The organism is Mycobacterium sp. 050272 (assembly GCF_039023525.1).
Classification (GTDB): Bacteria; Actinomycetota; Actinomycetes; order Mycobacteriales; family Mycobacteriaceae; genus Mycobacterium.
In genome coordinates this window covers 436,139-450,728 of record NZ_JBCHKV010000002.1, presented here as the reverse complement: position 1 = coordinate 450,728, position 14,590 = coordinate 436,139, and the positions used below count along the sequence as shown (strand labels likewise).

14 protein-coding genes and 1 tRNA gene are annotated in these 14,590 nt (G+C 64.6%); 6 read left to right on the top strand and 9 right to left on the bottom strand.

The genetic code is table 11. The features are described from left to right. Positions 1-127: 127 nt before the first annotated feature. Positions 128-565 (bottom strand): MarR family transcriptional regulator, encoded by a 438-nt coding sequence (locus AAHS21_RS06890; protein WP_342926931.1) that lies wholly within the window; start codon positions 563-565, stop codon positions 128-130. A 51-nt stretch (positions 566-616) separates the two neighbouring features. Here AAHS21_RS06890 and AAHS21_RS06885 point away from each other — a divergent pair, with 51 nt between their 5' ends. Beyond that, entirely contained in the window at positions 617-1,255 is a 639-nt protein-coding gene (locus AAHS21_RS06885; protein WP_342926930.1) for a TIGR03086 family metal-binding protein, read from the top strand. A gap of 232 nt (positions 1,256-1,487) precedes the next feature. Continuing rightward, entirely contained in the window at positions 1,488-2,516 is a 1,029-nt protein-coding gene (locus tag AAHS21_RS06880) for a fused (3R)-hydroxyacyl-ACP dehydratase subunits HadA/HadB (protein ID WP_342926929.1), read from the top strand. A gap of 83 nt (positions 2,517-2,599) precedes the next feature. On the opposite strand, the gene AAHS21_RS06875 is transcribed toward AAHS21_RS06880, so the two are convergent. The 8 genes from AAHS21_RS06875 to AAHS21_RS06840 all read right to left on the bottom strand — a co-directional run bounded on the left by AAHS21_RS06875 (position 2,600) and on the right by AAHS21_RS06840 (position 10,003). Beyond that, the gene (locus AAHS21_RS06875; RefSeq protein ID WP_342926928.1) at positions 2,600-3,847 is read right to left on the bottom strand and encodes an HNH endonuclease signature motif containing protein; all 1,248 of its coding nucleotides are present in this window, start codon (positions 3,845-3,847) and stop codon (positions 2,600-2,602) included. 200 nt (positions 3,848-4,047) lie between these two features. Continuing rightward, positions 4,048-4,120: transfer RNA gene (locus AAHS21_RS06870), tRNA-Arg, on the bottom strand. 55 nt (positions 4,121-4,175) lie between these two features. Next, the gene (locus AAHS21_RS06865; protein ID WP_342926927.1) at positions 4,176-5,000 is read right to left on the bottom strand and encodes an LLM class F420-dependent oxidoreductase; all 825 of its coding nucleotides are present in this window, start codon (positions 4,998-5,000) and stop codon (positions 4,176-4,178) included. Between the two features lie 25 nt (positions 5,001-5,025). After that, the gene (locus AAHS21_RS06860; protein WP_342926926.1) at positions 5,026-6,090 is read right to left on the bottom strand and encodes a poly-gamma-glutamate hydrolase family protein; all 1,065 of its coding nucleotides are present in this window, start codon (positions 6,088-6,090) and stop codon (positions 5,026-5,028) included. Between the two features lie 146 nt (positions 6,091-6,236). After that, positions 6,237-6,557: a DUF732 domain-containing protein gene (locus tag AAHS21_RS06855; RefSeq protein ID WP_342926925.1), complete on the bottom strand. Its 321-nt coding sequence runs from the start codon at positions 6,555-6,557 to the stop codon at positions 6,237-6,239. 128 nt (positions 6,558-6,685) lie between these two features. Beyond that, entirely contained in the window at positions 6,686-7,915 is a 1,230-nt protein-coding gene (locus AAHS21_RS06850; RefSeq protein ID WP_342926924.1) for an Nramp family divalent metal transporter, read from the bottom strand. 140 nt (positions 7,916-8,055) lie between these two features. After that, positions 8,056-9,132: a diacylglycerol kinase gene (locus AAHS21_RS06845; protein ID WP_342926923.1), complete on the bottom strand. Its 1,077-nt coding sequence runs from the start codon at positions 9,130-9,132 to the stop codon at positions 8,056-8,058. A 79-nt stretch (positions 9,133-9,211) separates the two neighbouring features. Further along, on the bottom strand, positions 9,212-10,003 hold the full coding sequence (locus AAHS21_RS06840) for an SDR family oxidoreductase (protein ID WP_090606207.1): 792 nt from the start codon (positions 10,001-10,003) through the stop codon (positions 9,212-9,214). 239 nt (positions 10,004-10,242) lie between these two features. Here AAHS21_RS06840 and pstS (AAHS21_RS06835) point away from each other — a divergent pair, with 239 nt between their 5' ends. The 4 genes from pstS (AAHS21_RS06835) (at position 10,243) to pstA (ending at position 14,581) form a co-directional block, all read left to right on the top strand. Then, positions 10,243-11,358 carry a phosphate ABC transporter substrate-binding protein PstS gene (gene pstS / locus AAHS21_RS06835; protein ID WP_342926922.1) on the top strand — a complete coding sequence of 372 codons (1,116 nt, stop codon included), beginning with the start codon at positions 10,243-10,245 and terminating at the stop codon, positions 11,356-11,358. Positions 11,359-11,543: 185 nt separating this feature from the next. Next, positions 11,544-12,659, top strand: a complete 1,116-nt coding sequence (gene pstS / locus AAHS21_RS06830) for a phosphate ABC transporter substrate-binding protein PstS (protein ID WP_342926921.1) — start codon at positions 11,544-11,546, stop codon at positions 12,657-12,659. 42 nt (positions 12,660-12,701) lie between these two features. Beyond that, complete coding sequence (pstC, locus tag AAHS21_RS06825) at positions 12,702-13,661, top strand: phosphate ABC transporter permease subunit PstC (protein WP_342926920.1); 960 nt, start codon at positions 12,702-12,704, stop codon at positions 13,659-13,661. Continuing rightward, complete coding sequence (gene pstA / locus AAHS21_RS06820; RefSeq protein WP_342926919.1) at positions 13,658-14,581, top strand: phosphate ABC transporter permease PstA; 924 nt, start codon at positions 13,658-13,660, stop codon at positions 14,579-14,581. Before pstC ends, pstA begins: the two co-directional genes overlap by 4 nt. The last annotated feature ends 9 nt before the right edge of the window (positions 14,582-14,590 follow it).

The window sequence follows — 14,590 nt, the reverse complement described above, 5'->3', positions numbered from 1 at the left end:
GCCCGTCTAGGAGACCCGGCCTACTGGATGTGCGCGATCCAGCGCATCGTGTGCGCAAATCGCGCATTGTTTGGATGCACCTCCTTAGCCAGCGCTTTCCGGCGGGCAAATATTTCGTGCCACCGTGTCATCCCCAATCGCGGGGAGTCAGCCGCTCCAGGGACCGCAGGAAGATCCTTCGCTCCTCGGCGCTGAGTTCACCGAGCCAGCGTTCTTCGCCGCGCTGGATTTCACTCTGCACGGCGTCTTTGACGCGCCGACCGGCTTCGGTGATAGCGAGCAATCGCACTCGGCGATCGTCCGGGTCGGGCCGTCGTTCGATGTAACCGTCGTCCTGCAGGTCGTCGAGGGTGCGAATAATTCGGGTCTTATCGGCGCCGATGGCCGCGGCCAGCGCGGCCTGGGTGCGCATCGACGAGCGGTCCAGCGCCAGCAGCACGACGTAGCCCCACATCGTCACGCCGTGGGCTGCCAGGACCGGCTCCTCGGCCGCGACCAGCTCACGCAGCAGCGGCGCCAGCATCGCGGCCAGGTCAGGGCGCCGGTCCGGTGACTTCGCAGCCATCGCATCATCATAGGCATTGCAATATCGTAAGTAGACGCATATCGTAAGCGCATGCTTACTCATTCGTCCGACATCCGGCCACTGCATCGCATCGCCGTGTTGCACTCGATCGACATCGTCAATGCCGTCACGCATGCCAACTTCGCCAAGCCGACGCCCTGTGGAGATTGGACGCTGCTGGACCTTCTCGCCCATATGACCGTTCAACATCGCGGATTCGCTGCGGCGGCACGAGGCGGCGGTGCAGATCTCGAGAGCTGGAATGCGGACGCTGTCGTCGACGCGGTGAGGGCCGATCACGCGCGCGTCTATGCCGATGCCGCCCTCGACGTAATCGACGCGTTCGCCGCGGATGGCGTAAGCGAAACGCTTTTCCGGCTGCCCGAGTTCGGCGAGGACGCTGCGGTTCCCGGCGCGATGGCGATGGGATTTCACTTCGTCGACTACGTCGTGCACGGCTGGGATGTCGCCGCATCGCTGGGCCTGCGCTACGAGCTACCCGCCGACGTCATTGCCGCCGTGTTGCCTCTTGTACTGGCCGTGCCCGACGGCGAATTCCGCGGCGGGCAGGGTGCGCCGTTCGGGCCCGCGCTCGAATTGGCTGCCGGCGACGATTTCGACCGCATTCTGTGCCACCTCGGCCGTCGACCGGACTGGGCGCAACGGCCTCCGGCGGTCACTAGTGCGTGATCCGGCCATTGCCGTCCTGTAATGAATAGTTTAGTGCTGGAAGGGATTTAGTTTGGTGCCGTCGGAAATATGGCGAATAGCCAAGGCGTCCAGTCTATTTGGTGAAGCGCTTTCGGGTTGTCCGGTGTGATTTGTCGGCGAAGAGTATCGGCGCGTATTGCCACGGTGTCCGCACGCTAGTGTTCTTTGGTTGGCCTCAAGGGGCAACCGAATAGAACAGGTGGGGAAACTGATGACGGCAGCAGACTCGTCGACGCTCGAATCGCGGGTCGGCCATTACTACGCGATGGAAGACATCTATCAGGTCGGCCGCGAGAAGCTGCGCGAATTCGCGCGTGCTGTGCAGGACTATCACCCTGCGCACTGGGATGTCGCCGCTGCCGCGGCGTTGGGATATTCGGACGTGGTGGCGCCGCTGACGTTCACGTCGGCCCCGGCCATGGCGGCAAACCGGCGCCTCTTCGAATCGGTGGTCATCGGGTACGAGATGTACCTGCAGACCGAGGAGGTCTTCGAGCAGCACCGGCCGATCGTGGCCGGCGACGAACTGCACATCGACGTCGAATTGTCCTCGGTGCGCAGGTTCGCCGGCAGAGACCTGATCACCGTGACCAATACCTTCACCGACACCGCCGGCGAGCGTGTGCACACCTTGCACACCACGGTCGTCGGCGTCACCGCCGAGGATGTCGATCCGGCGATCAGGGGGACGGCGCAGAAAGTGATGATGCACGACGTCAACCTCGCCGGAATCGAATACTCCGACGTGGACTACCAGAAAACGGTGCGCCCGGCGGACGAGGTTCTGATCTCCAAGGGAGGCACCGCCCGCACCCCAGGGACGCCGTGCTTCGATGACGTGAAAGTCGGTGACGAGTTACCGGTGCACCACGCCCGGCTGTCCCGCGGCGACCTGGTGAACTACGCCGGGGTGGCCTGCGACGCCAACCCGCTGCACTGGGATGAGAACCTCGCCAAGATGGCAGGGCAGCCGGACGTGATCGCGCACGGCATGCTCACGATGGGTTTGGGGGCCGCGTTTGCCTCCGCCTGGACTGGCGACCCCGGCGCGGTCACCCGCTATGCGGTGCGGCTGTCCCAGCCCGTGATCGTGTCGGCCGCCGACGGCGCGGACATCGAGTACAGCGGCCGAGTCAAGTCGTTGGATCCAGAAACCCGCAGCGGTGTCGTCATCGTCGGCGCGAAATCGGGTGGCCGCAAGATCTTCGGCCTGGCGACATCAACCATCCGCTTCAGCTGATCTTCGGCGCTGCGGGTCGGCCCGACGTCCGCGCGAATTCCTTTATGCCCCAGGGTGTTTGAGGTCCGAGGCTGGCAACGAGCCTAGTTGGGTGGTGGTGGTTGGGGTTGGAAGGGGTCATACCACCACCATTGGGCGCGTTCGCCGGTGGGTCCGGGGCAGGGTGGGACATTGGGCGGGGGTTGGGTCGGTGGGCGCGCCAGCGATCCGGCGTGCAGCTGTTGGCCGGAGCTGTCGGTGACGGTGAGTGCGTCGGCGGGTCCGGTGAGGGTGATGAGGCCGCGGTGGTGCAAGCGGTGGTGATACGGGCAGAGCAGCACCAGGTTGGACAACTCGGTGGGGCCGCCGTCCTCCCAGTGCCGGAGATGGTGGGCGTGCAGACCACGGGTCGCCCCACACCCGGGGACCGCGCAGCTGCGGTCGCGATGCTCCAGCGCGCGGCGCAGCCGCCGGCTGATCACCCGGGTGGTGCGGCCGGCGCCGATGGGCTCGCCGCCGCGTTCGAACCAGACTTCGCAGGTGGCATCACAGGTCAAGTAGCGGCGTTCGGCGTCGGAGAGCAGCGGACCCAGATGCAGCGCGGCGGCGCGCTGCTGCACGTCGAGGTGCACGACCACGGTGGTGTGCTGCCCGTGCGGTCGGCGGGCCGCTTCGGCGTCCCATCCGGTCTCGACCAGCCGCATAAACGCCTCGACAGTTCCCGGCAACGGCGGCCGCTGATCTACCGCGCTCTCGCCGTCGCCGTGGTCCTGTCTCCATTCGGTGATCAGCGCATCCCGGTGAGACGCCAACGCCGCCTCGAACTTGGCGGCGTCCAAGTGGTCAAGTGCAATCCGCCAATAGGCGAACTGCTCGTCGCAGGTGGTGGTGATCGAGGGCTGCGGTTGCGGGCGAGGGTCCGGGTCGGGTCGCGGTTCCAGCTTGACCGCGGTACGCAACTGGCTGACCGTGGCGACCTCGGCCAGCGCCGCGTAATGCTCATCGGATCCCTGACTCGCCCGCGCCGCGATCACACCGACCTGATCCAGCGACAACCGACCCTCGGCCATCCCCGCCGCGCAGCGCGGAAACTCCTCGAGCCGGCCCGCGACGGTAGTGATCGTGTGGGCGTTCGCCGAAGATAAGGCCAGCTTCCAGCCCAGCAATGCGGCTACCGAGCGCGCACCGGTGGCTCCGCACAGCTCGTCGCGCTCGATCTCGGCGGCGATCTCCACGATGCGCCCATCAATCGCGTTGCGCTGACCGGCCAACTCCGCCAACTCCTCGAACAACACCCCAAGACGGTCCGCCGGGCGCGATTCAACGGCGCTAGATGAAGCGGTCGAGGACATAACGACATCATCGCAGCGGGGTACGACAACTTTCGGGTGTCGATCCGTGGCCTAATACGTCGTGCCCCGCACCCCACGTTGGGGATCGAGGCAGCGTCAAGGATCAGCCGAAGTAACTGTCAACCATCAGCCGAAACACTGTCGCGCATCACCCGAAGGAGAAACGTCACGCAACAGCCAAGGTCATACACACGACAACGTGCCCCCGGCAGGATTCGAACCTGCGACACCGGCTTTAGGAGAGCCGTGCTCTATCCCCTGAGCTACGAGGGCGGACGGGCCTGAGCTTACCGTGGCGGCAAGCGCAGACCCCTTGGCGCGACTGGCGTCAGCGCAGTTCGGCGATCACCTTTGAGAAGTTGGCGATGTTGTTGTCCTGCACGGTGAAGGAAGACACGCCGTACTTCTCCCGGTAGCCGCGCAGCGTGTCGGCGATCTGGGCGGGAGAACCGCTGAGTACCGACGCCTGGGACAGGATCTCCTCATCGGAGAGTTCCGGGGCGTAGGCCCGGGTGAGCTTGAGGTCGGGCTCGGTCTCACCGTCGCGTGGCATCGCCGTGATCGCCAGATTCAGCTCGAGGGACTCGAACCGGTCGCCGGCAGCCTTGCGGACGAAGTCGACTCGTTCGGCAAACGGGTCCTCGACGTCGTTCACTTTCGAGCCGGTCAGCCCGATGATGTTGGCGTTGCGGGCCGCGATCCTCAGCACGCGGTCACCGTTGCCGGCGATGATCAACGGTGTCGAGGGGTGATGCTCCTTCAGATACTTCGTCATGTGCTCGAGGTAGTCGACCCGCGCACCGGCGCTGGGGTAGGGAATCTCCGCGGCCTCGAACTCTTCCCGGACGTAGCCGGTGCCGAGCCCGATTTCGAGGCGGCCGTCACTGAGTAGGTCCAGGGCGCCCATGTCCCGGCTGAGCAGTGCCGGCTTGTAGAACGCGCAGTTGAGCACATACATGCTCAGCCGCAGTGTCGTGGTCACCATCGCGACCGCGGTCAGGGTGGGAAAGGGTGCCGCGGCACCCAAATGGTCTGGCACACAAAGAATATCGAAGCCGCAATCTTCAGCGCGCTTGGCCTTGTCGAGGAGCGCCTCGCGTGACTTGTAGAACCGCATGCTCATGCCAAATCGAAAATCCTTGGCCACCAACAACCTCCGTAAAATGAGTTAGCAACAATTACCAGGAGCGAGCCGCGGCCGCCAATCCCTGAACCAGGGCAGAGGTGACCGACGATAGGCCATCAGGTCCCGGCAGCGGGCTGCGCGGGCTGAGACCCCTGACACGAACGGACAATTCGAGTTGTGTTCCGCCTTCGCGTACCCGATTCACCGGGTTGTCAGGATGTAACCCCCGTAGCTCGAGTGGGATATCGTCAAGGTCGGTGACGACCTGATAGCCGCTGAGCTGGATGTGTTTGGCAAGGTGGGCGGCCAGCGCGCGATTGCGCCCCCCGGCCAGTAGTTGTGTGCTGCGCCCGATGCGGCCATAACCGTGCAGTGAAACCGCGACGTCGACATGGTCGAGGAACTCGGCGAGCCGTGACGACTCGGCCGGGTCGAAGCGCGCCGAGGGTAAGTGATGGGGGTAGCGCTCGGGATGGCGCACCACGTATACCGACGCGCCGGCGGCCTCGGCCGCGCGCTCGGCAATGACGTCGGTCATCTCTTCCAGGCCGCCGCCGTGGATGGCCATGAAACCGAAACGCGACCGCAGCTGACTCGCCTCGAGCACCCCGGGCTGGATCAGCAGCTCTGAAAGTGACTGTGGCCCAGGCCCGGACGCCGATCTCTTGGAAGCCGGGCGAGGCCAGCGGGTGGGATCCCAGCGCCGTAGGTAGTCGATCCAGCGTTGCGGAAGCCCGTGATGGACGGCGCCGTCGACGACCTTTGACAGGTAGCCGGGGCGGGGCGGTCCCGGGGTCACCCGGTGATCGATGTAGACCCAGGCCGGTGACGGGCCGTCGTCGGTGTGCACGGTCAACTCGTCGCGCCGGTAGCGCACCGGAACGCCCTCGGCGCTGTCCAGGGTGGCCAGGTCGTGATCGGAGAGTTGCCAGAGCACCCCGTGCACGTGATTGCCGGCGAAGGGTTCGACGGTGGCCACACCGCGCTGATTGATCAGCCAATCGTGATCGGAGAGCACCGCCGGGCGTGGATCAGTGGCATCGGGACAGCGCCGAGCCATTTGCCTTACGCACAGGTTGGAGCCGTATGCGAAGTAGAAATGCCGACGCGCCTGCATTCAGCGGCTCACCGTCAGACAAATCGGCACCAGATGAGCCTATGTGCTTCGTATAGCTATGTAAAACAACTCCCGGATTGCGGGGCCGGTGCCCCGTCCGATTTTGCCCGCGGGCCGAGACGAAGGTCGGCTGACCCGCGCGCACCTTACGGGCAGTAGGTCGACACCGCCAGGTTCACCATTGAGGTGGTGTCGCCGAAATTGATGCCGCGCGGGCCCAGCGTGTTGTGGATGTCGTCGGCAATCTGTTGTGACGACCACCCATTCCACCGGTCGGCGCAAATGTGGTGCGCCATAAAGAGGATGTCGGGGTCCTCATTCGGCGGCCAGGTGAATCCCAGGGCGCGCATTTGGGCCAGGAAGTTGGTGTCGGTGGCGTCGGCGGCCGCAACCGCGGCGGTGGTTACCAGGGCAGCGCCAACGAGGAGCGGGGCGGAAAGTCTGGCCAGCCAGCGAGGTGAAGGCATTTGACGCGTTTCCTTCCGTATTCACGTTTAGGCCGCGTAAGTGTGCGAGCCCAAAGCGGCGCACATATGAAGAATAAAGAAACTGCGGACAAATCACACGGAACGGCTGCGCTGTGAACGTTCGGTTGTCAGTGCCCTTTCAGGGTGAGGTAGATCAGCACCACGTTCAATAAGGTCACCAGTATTGCGACCGCCCAGCCGATGGCCGTCGTGATCGGGTGGTTGGTGTCGTCGCCCATCAGCTTGCGATTGCTGGTGAGTCTGACCAGCGGCAGCACCGCGAACGGAATGCCGAACGACAGCACGACCTGCGAGATCACCAGCGAGCGCGTCGGGTCGAGACCGATCGCCAGCAGCGCCACCGCCGGGCACAGCGTGACCAAGCGGCGCACCATCATCGGTATCGACCGATGCAGCAGACCCTGCATGATCATCGCACCGGCGTAGGCGCCCACCGACGACGATGCCAAGCCGGAGGCGAGCAAGCCGACGGCGAACAGCACCGCGATCGCCGGGCCCAACGTGTGGTGGATCGCACTGTAGGCGCCGTCGATGGACGCGACGTCGTCGTGGCCCTGCAGGTTGATCGCGGCGACGAGCAGCATGGCCGCGTTGACCGTCCCGGCGACGGCCATCGCCAGCACCACATCTACGCGGGTGACCCGCAGTAGCCAGCGTCGCTGGGCGCCGGGCTCGGGATGCCCGTGCCGGTCCAGGACCAGACCCGAGTGCATGTACACCGCATGCGGCATCACGGTGGCGCCCAGGATGGCGGCGGCCAGCAGCACGCTTTCGGCGCCGTGGAACCGCGGCACCAAGCCGCCGAGCACGGAGTCGGACGGTGGCGTGGCGACGAAGAAACTGGCTGCGAAGCCGATCGCGATGATCAGCAGCAGCCCGGTGATGACGCGCTCGAAAATGATCTGGCCCCGACGGTCTTTTATCGAGAGCAACAGCAACGAGATCACTCCGGTGATCACCCCGCCCAGCGGCAGTGGCAGACCGAACAGGATCCGCAGCGCGATCGCACCGCCGATGACTTCGGCGACATCGGTTGCTATCGCGACGATTTCAGCCTGCGCCCAGAAGGTCAGCCGCAGCGGCCGGCTCATCTCCTTGCCGATCGCCGAGGGCAACGAGCGTCCGGTCACCAGCCCGAGTTTGGCCGAAAGGTACTGCACCAAGCCGGCCATCACATTGGCGGCGACGATGACCCACAGCAGCAGGTAGCCGAATTGCGCGCCGGAGCTGACGTTGGCCGCGACGTTTCCCGGATCGACATAGGCGATCGCGGCGACGAATGCCGGCCCCAGCAGATACCAACTGGTTTTGAACGAGGCCCGGGTGCCCTGCGCCAACTGACCGACCTTCGATGCGTATTACCGAATAAAAAAGTGAGGGTATCCGATAAACGCTACCCGGCGGATCGCACCCGCCGGGTTAGGCGGCCCGCCCGCAGCTGTGGCGCCCGGCGCAACGCCGATGCGCCCGCGATGGATCACCCGGGCAGGTAGAGCCCCTTGCCGGTGACCAGTGGCAAGTCGAGAGTCGTCACGATTCCCGGCGCGGCGGCCACCACCGCCGGGATCGCGTTGACCACCCGCATCGCGGTGGCCACCAGTCCGGCGTGGTTGTGGTCGCCGTTCGGGCTGCCCAGGCAGACGTCGACGGCGTACGAGGGTTCGCCGGTGATCTCGATGCGGTAGGAACCGCCCTCCTGGGCGGGCTGCGGCCACTCGGGCTGCAGGTCGGGGCGCAACCGGGTGACATGTTCCAGGACCACGGCGGGCTTGCCATCGACCATGCCGAACACCTCGAAGCGCAGCGCGGCGGCGGTGCCCTTGGCGATATGTCCCGACGCGATGTCGAAGTCCTCGGGCGCGGGGATCCGGACATATTCCTGAGTGACCGCGTCCAGCGTGATGCCCAGCCCCGCCGCGATCTGCCGGATCACCGAGCCCCACGCCAAACTGAGCACGCCGGGCTGCAACAGCATCGGGATGTCGTCCATCGGCTTACCGAATCCCATGACGTCGAACATCACGGCGGCGCTGTCATAGGTCGCGTAGTCGACGATCTCCATGCACCGGATCTGCTGGATGCTCTGACAGGTGCCGGCCAGCGCCAGCGGTAGCAGGTCGTTGGCGAAGCCGGGGTCGATACCGTTGACGAACAGGCTCGAATTACCTTCGCGGGCAGCATCTTCCAGTGGCTTGATGAGATCCTCCGGAATCACCTCCCACGGGTACTGCAAAAAAACCGGGCCGCTGCCGACGATGTTGATACCGGCCGCCAGGACGCGGCGGTAGTCCTCGAGCGCCTCAGGCAGCCGGTTGTCGGCCAGTGCGTTGTACACCGCGCATTGCGGCCCGGTGGCAAGCACGGCGTCGAGGTCGGTGCTGGCCAGCACACCGGTCGGATCGGGAAGCCCGGCAAGTGTTGCCGCGTCCTTGCCGGCCTTGGCGTCGGACGAGACCCAGACGCCGCGCAGTTCGAAGTCGGGATTGGTGATAAGTGCTCTCAGTGCGTGGATACCGACATTGCCGGTGCCCAATTGGACGACGGGGATGGGCATTTCTGGATCCTTAGGGGTCGAAGGTGAGGGTCAGGACGGCGAGCGGCCCCCGCGAGCTGCGGCCGCTCGCGTCATCGGATCACAGGTCCGGAACGGGGATGTCGAGATTGGGATAGGTGAGGCCGCCGTCGACCTCGAGCGTCTTGCCGGTCAGGAAGTTTCCGGCTGGCGACGCCAAATAGACTGCGGCAGCGGCAATGTCGACTGGATCTCCGAGGCGGCGCATCGGGGTCACCTTCTCCATCGGCTCCCGCAATTCGTCGTTGGAGGCCACCACGTCCAGCGCGGAGGTCAGGATCGAGCCGGGTGCGATCGCGTTGACCCGGATGCGCGGGCACAGATCCAGTGCTGAGGACCGGGTGTAATGAGCCAGCGCGGCTTTGGCGGTGGCGTAGGCGGCGAAACCCCGCCCGGCCAGTCGGCCCATGGTCGAGGTGATGTTGATGATGCTGCCGCCGCCGGAGTGCTCCAGCATCAGCGGCACCGCCGCGATGGTGAGCGCGTGCGCGGTGGCGACGTTGAAGGTGAACGCGTCCTTGAGGTCCTTCGTCGACGTGGTGAGCAGCGTGTTGGGCATGGTGCCGCCCACGTTGTTGACGACGATGTCCAGCTTCCCGAACGCCTCGACGGCCTGTTCGGCGAGCTTCGCGGTGGCCTCGGGATGGGCCAGGTCGGCGGCGACGATGTGTGCCTTGCGGCCCGCGGCGCGGACCTGCTCGGCGACGGCCTCTAGTTGGGACTGCGTGCGCGAGGCGATGAGCACATCGGCGCCGGCTTCGGCGAACGCCACCGCGATGGCCGCCCCGAGACCACGGCCGCCACCAGTGATGACGGCGACTTTATCGTCGAGACGGAACCTGTCAAGGATCATTGCGGCCTCTCTTCGTTGAGTTGTCGGCCGAAACGGAAGCAAGACTGACCGTCTCGGATCGCGGCATTTCTGGAACAGGTTCTAGTTTGGCATACGGTAGTGGCGTTGCGGCGTCCGCATACCGGGTCGGGGTGGCCGCCAAGGAATTGCGACCGAAATTGCAAACGCAGGCGATGGCCTGCGACGATGGCTGACGAATTCGCCGAACATCGTCTCGTTCGTACCGACGAAGGATTGAATTGAGAATCAACCGATTTGGTGCTTTCCTGTGCGTTCTGGCCACTGCTGCAGTGCTGTTGTCGGCGTGTGGCAATGACGACAACGCTGTTGGTGAGAAGACGACGACCACACCGGCCGCGCCGGTGAAGGTGGCCTGCGGCGGCAAAGCAAAACTGAAGGCCAGCGGATCCACGGCACAGGCCAACGCGATGACGCGTTTCATCAAGGCGTATGAGCAGGCGTGCCCGGGCCACACGGTGAATTACACAGCCAACGGCTCAGGTGCGGGAATCAGCGAATTCACAGGCAATCAAACCGATTTCGCGGGCTCGGACTCGACGTTGGCGCCCGGCGAATACGCGGCCGCCCAGCGTCGCTGCGGCTCGCCTGCGTGGCAGCTGCCCGTGGTAATCGGGCCGATCGCGATCACCTACAACGTCGACGGGCTGACTTCGCTGACCCTCGATGGTCAGACCGCGGCCAGGATCTTCAACGGCGGGATCACCAAGTGGAATGATCTCGCGATCCAGGAACTCAACCCCGGCGTCAGCCTGCCCGCCGAGCCGATTCAGGTCGTGTTCCGCAGTGACGAGTCGGGGACAACGGACAATTTCCAGAAGTATCTCGACGCCGCTTCCAAGGGCGCGTGGGGTAGGGGCGCGGGGAAGAAGTTCAACGGCGGCGTCGGCGAAGGCGCCAAGGGCAACGACGGCACCAGCGCGGCGGTCAAGGCCAACGACGGGTCGATCTCCTACAACGAGTGGTCGTTCGCGCAAGCCCAACACCTGGGCACCGCCAAGATCGTCACGTCGGCAGGACCGGATCCGGTGGCGATCAGTGCCGACTCGGTGGGCAAGACGATTGCCGGAGCCTCGATCGTCGGGCAGAGCAATGACTTGGCGCTCGACACGATTTCGTTTTATCGCCCGAATCAGCCTGGCGCGTACCCGATCGTGCTGGCGACCTACGAGGTTGTCTGCTCGAGGTATCCCGATCCGGAGGTCGGTGCGGCGGTCAAGGCGTTTCTGCAGAGCACCATCGGTGCTGGCCAGAATGGATTGGGGGACAACGGATATGTTCGCGTTCCGGATACGTTCATATTCCGTCTGTCGGTTGCCGTCAACGCGATCTCGTAAGTCTAGGGGGTTCGAATTTGCGATCGCGATCGGGGTGCGTCGCGGAGCCGAAAGGCGATGGCGGGGACAAATTTTGCCGAACGTTAACCTGTTCTTACTGTAGCTTCCCGGTCGCGAGGATGACGGTTGGTTTTGTAAGCTGCGGCTAGTGCTGCGGCGTTCAATCGTAAAGGTGAGGAACTGAATTGAAACTCAACCGGTTTGGCGGCTTGCTCGGGGTGCTGGCTGCTGGAACATTCGCTATCGCGGGATGTGGCAGCGACAACAACGCGACCGGAGGTGCTACCTCGTCGGGTGCGCCGTCGGGCAAGGTGACCTGCGGCGGTACCAAGACGCTGAAGGCAAGCGGTTCGACGGCCCAGGCAAACGCGATGACGCGGTTCGTCAAGGCGTTCGAACAGGCCTGCCCGGGTCAGACGTTGAACTACACACCCAACGGCTCGGGTGCCGGCGTCCGCGAATTCACGGGCGGTCAAACCGATTTCGGCGGATCGGACTCGCCGTTGAGCCACGATGAGTACGCGGCTGCCCAAACCCGCTGCGGCGGCTCGCCGGCGTGGAACTTGCCTACGGTGTTCGGCCCGATCGCGGTCACCTTCAACATCAACGGGGTGACTTCGCTGAACGTCGACGGTCCCACCCTGGCGAAGATCTTCAACGGCGGCATCACCACGTGGAACGATCCGGCGATCCAAGCGATCAACGCCGGCGCAACTTTGCCAAGCGAGCCCATTCACGTCGTATTCCGCAGTGACGAGTCCGGCACGACGGACAACTTCCAGAAGTATCTCGACGCCGCTTCCAACGGAGGATGGGGCAAGGGCGCCGGCAAGAAGTTCAACGGCGGTGTCGGCGAGGGCGCCAAGGGCAACGACGGCACCAGCGCTGCGGTCAAGAGCACCGAGGGATCCATCACCTACAACGAATGGTCCTTCGCCCAGGCGCAACACCTGAACGTGGCCAAGGTTGTCACGTCGGCGGGCCCCGACCCGGTCGCGATCAGCAGCGACTCGGTGGGCAAGACGATTGCCGGCGCCTCGATCGTCGGGCAGGGCAACGACCTGGTCCTCGACACGATTTCGTTCTACCGACCGAAACAGTCGGGTGCGTACCCGATCGTGCTGGCGACGTACGAGGTTGTCTGCTCCAAGTACCCCGACTCCCAGGTCGGCTCGGCAGTCAAGGCGTTTCTGCAGAGCACCATCGGTCCCGGCCAGAATGGTTTGGCGGATAACGGATACATCCCGATTCCGGACGCCTTCGGATCGAGGCTGTCGACTGCCGTCAACGCCATCGCGTGACGTGAGGTTGTGGTGTCCGAAACACTGCGTGTGAGTCCGCCGGTGACCAAACCCGTTCCGGCGGCGGTGACTCGGCGCGTGGTGCGGCGGGGCGACCAAATATTCAAGTCGGTCGCCGCCGCCGCCGGATCCACGATCGTGATCGCGATCGCGTTGATCGCGATATTTCTGTTGATTCGCGCTATCCCAGCGCTGCAGGCCAACCACGCGAATTTCTTCACCAGCAACGAATTCGATACCAGCGACCCCGCGAAGTTGGCGTTCGGTATCCACGACTTGCTGATGGTCACCGTGCTGAGTGCGACCAGCGCACTGGTGGTCGCCGTGCCGGTTGCGATCGGCATCGCGGTCTTCCTCACCCAATATGCGCCGCCGCGGCTGGCGCGCCCGTTCGCCGCGATGGTCGATTTATTGGCAGCAGTGCCGTCGATCATCTTCGGGCTGTGGGGGATATTCGTGCTGGCTCCCAAACTGGAGCCGTTGGCCGAATTTCTGAATCGCAATCTGGGGTGGATCTTTCTGTTCAAGCAAGGCAACGTGTCCTTGGCGGGCGGCGGAACGATCTTCACCGCCGGGATCGTGCTTTCGGTGATGATCTTGCCGATCATCACGTCGGTTTCACGAGAAGCCTTCCGCCAGACCCCGCGCATCCAGATGGAGGCGGCCCAGGCGCTCGGTGCCACCCGTTGGGAGGTGGTGCGGCTGACCGTGCTGCCCTACGGCCGTAGCGGTGTGGTCGCGGCCTCGATGCTGGGACTGGGCCGCGCGCTGGGCGAAACCGTTGCGGTGCTGATCATTCTGCGTGCGGGGGCCCGCCCCGGCAACTGGTCGTTGTTCGACGGCGGTTACACGTTTGCCTCGAAGATCGCCTCCGCGGCATCCGAATTCAGCGAACCGCTGCCGACCGGGGCCTATATCTCGGCCGGGTTCGCATTGTTCGTAATCACATTCGTGGTCAACGCTGCCGCCCGCGCGATCGCCGGCGGGAAGGTCAACGCATGAGCACCGAGACACTGCGTGAGCCGATCAAAGCTTCGGTAGTCCAGCCGGTCAGTATGCGGCGCAAAATCAAAAACAATGTCGCGACAATGCTTTTCCTCACGTCGTTCGGGGTCGCGCTGGTGCCGCTGGCGTGGGTGCTCTGGGTGGTGATCGAGCGGGGTGGGTATGCCGTCACCCGGTCGCATTGGTGGACCCACTCGCTGCGCGGCGTGCTGCCGGAAGAGTTCGCCGGCGGGGTGTACCACGCGCTGTACGGGACGCTGGTGCAGGCCGGCGTGGCTTCCTTGCTCGCCGTACCGCTGGGTTTGATGACGGCAGTGTTCCTGGTGGAGTACGGTTCGGGGCGGTTGGCGCGGGTGACTACTTTCATGGTCGACGTGCTCGCTGGGGTGCCCTCGATTGTGGCGGCACTGTTCATCTTCAGCCTGTGGATCGCCACGTTGGGTTTCCAGCAGAGCGCCTTCGCCGTGGCGCTGGCGCTGGTCCTGCTGATGTTGCCGGTAGTGGTGCGGTCCACCGAGGAGATGCTGCGGTTGGTACCCGACGAACTGCGCGAGGCCAGTTACGCGTTGGGCGTGCCCAAATGGAAAACGATTGTGCGGATTGTCTTTCCGATCGCGATGCCGGGCGTCGTGTCGGGCATTCTGCTCGCCCTCGCGCGCGTCATCGGCGAAACGGCCCCGGTGCTGGTCTTGGTCGGTTACAGCCGGGCTATCAACCTCGATGTCTTCCATGGCAACATGGCGTCGCTGCCGCTGCTGATCTACACCGAGCTCACCAATCCGGAGCACGCGGGCTTCCTGCGGATCTGGGGCGCGGCGCTGACCTTGATTATTATCGTGGCCGCCATCAACCTCATTGCCGCGGGATTCCGCTTCTTGACCGGCCGACCGCGCGGAGAGAGTTTCACTCGGGCTTGATGGCGACCC

What these genes read in the sequence shown, in the direction of transcription:
- AAHS21_RS06890 (WP_342926931.1), bottom strand. Translation starts at nt 565, where the DNA reads ATGGCTGCGAAGTCACCGGACCGGCGCCCTGACCTGGCCGCGATGCTG.
- AAHS21_RS06885 (WP_342926930.1), top strand. Translation starts at nt 617, where the DNA reads ATGCTTACTCATTCGTCCGACATCCGGCCACTGCATCGCATCGCCGTG.
- AAHS21_RS06880 (WP_342926929.1), top strand. Translation starts at nt 1,488, where the DNA reads ATGACGGCAGCAGACTCGTCGACGCTCGAATCGCGGGTCGGCCATTAC.
- AAHS21_RS06875 (WP_342926928.1), bottom strand. Translation starts at nt 3,847, where the DNA reads ATGTCCTCGACCGCTTCATCTAGCGCCGTTGAATCGCGCCCGGCGGAC.
- AAHS21_RS06860 (WP_342926926.1), bottom strand. Translation starts at nt 6,090, where the DNA reads ATGCAGGCGCGTCGGCATTTCTACTTCGCATACGGCTCCAACCTGTGC.
- AAHS21_RS06855 (WP_342926925.1), bottom strand. Translation starts at nt 6,557, where the DNA reads ATGCCTTCACCTCGCTGGCTGGCCAGACTTTCCGCCCCGCTCCTCGTT.
- AAHS21_RS06845 (WP_342926923.1), bottom strand. Translation starts at nt 9,132, where the DNA reads ATGCCCATCCCCGTCGTCCAATTGGGCACCGGCAATGTCGGTATCCAC.
- AAHS21_RS06840 (WP_090606207.1), bottom strand. Translation starts at nt 10,003, where the DNA reads ATGATCCTTGACAGGTTCCGTCTCGACGATAAAGTCGCCGTCATCACT.
- pstA (WP_342926919.1), top strand. Translation starts at nt 13,658, where the DNA reads ATGAGCACCGAGACACTGCGTGAGCCGATCAAAGCTTCGGTAGTCCAG.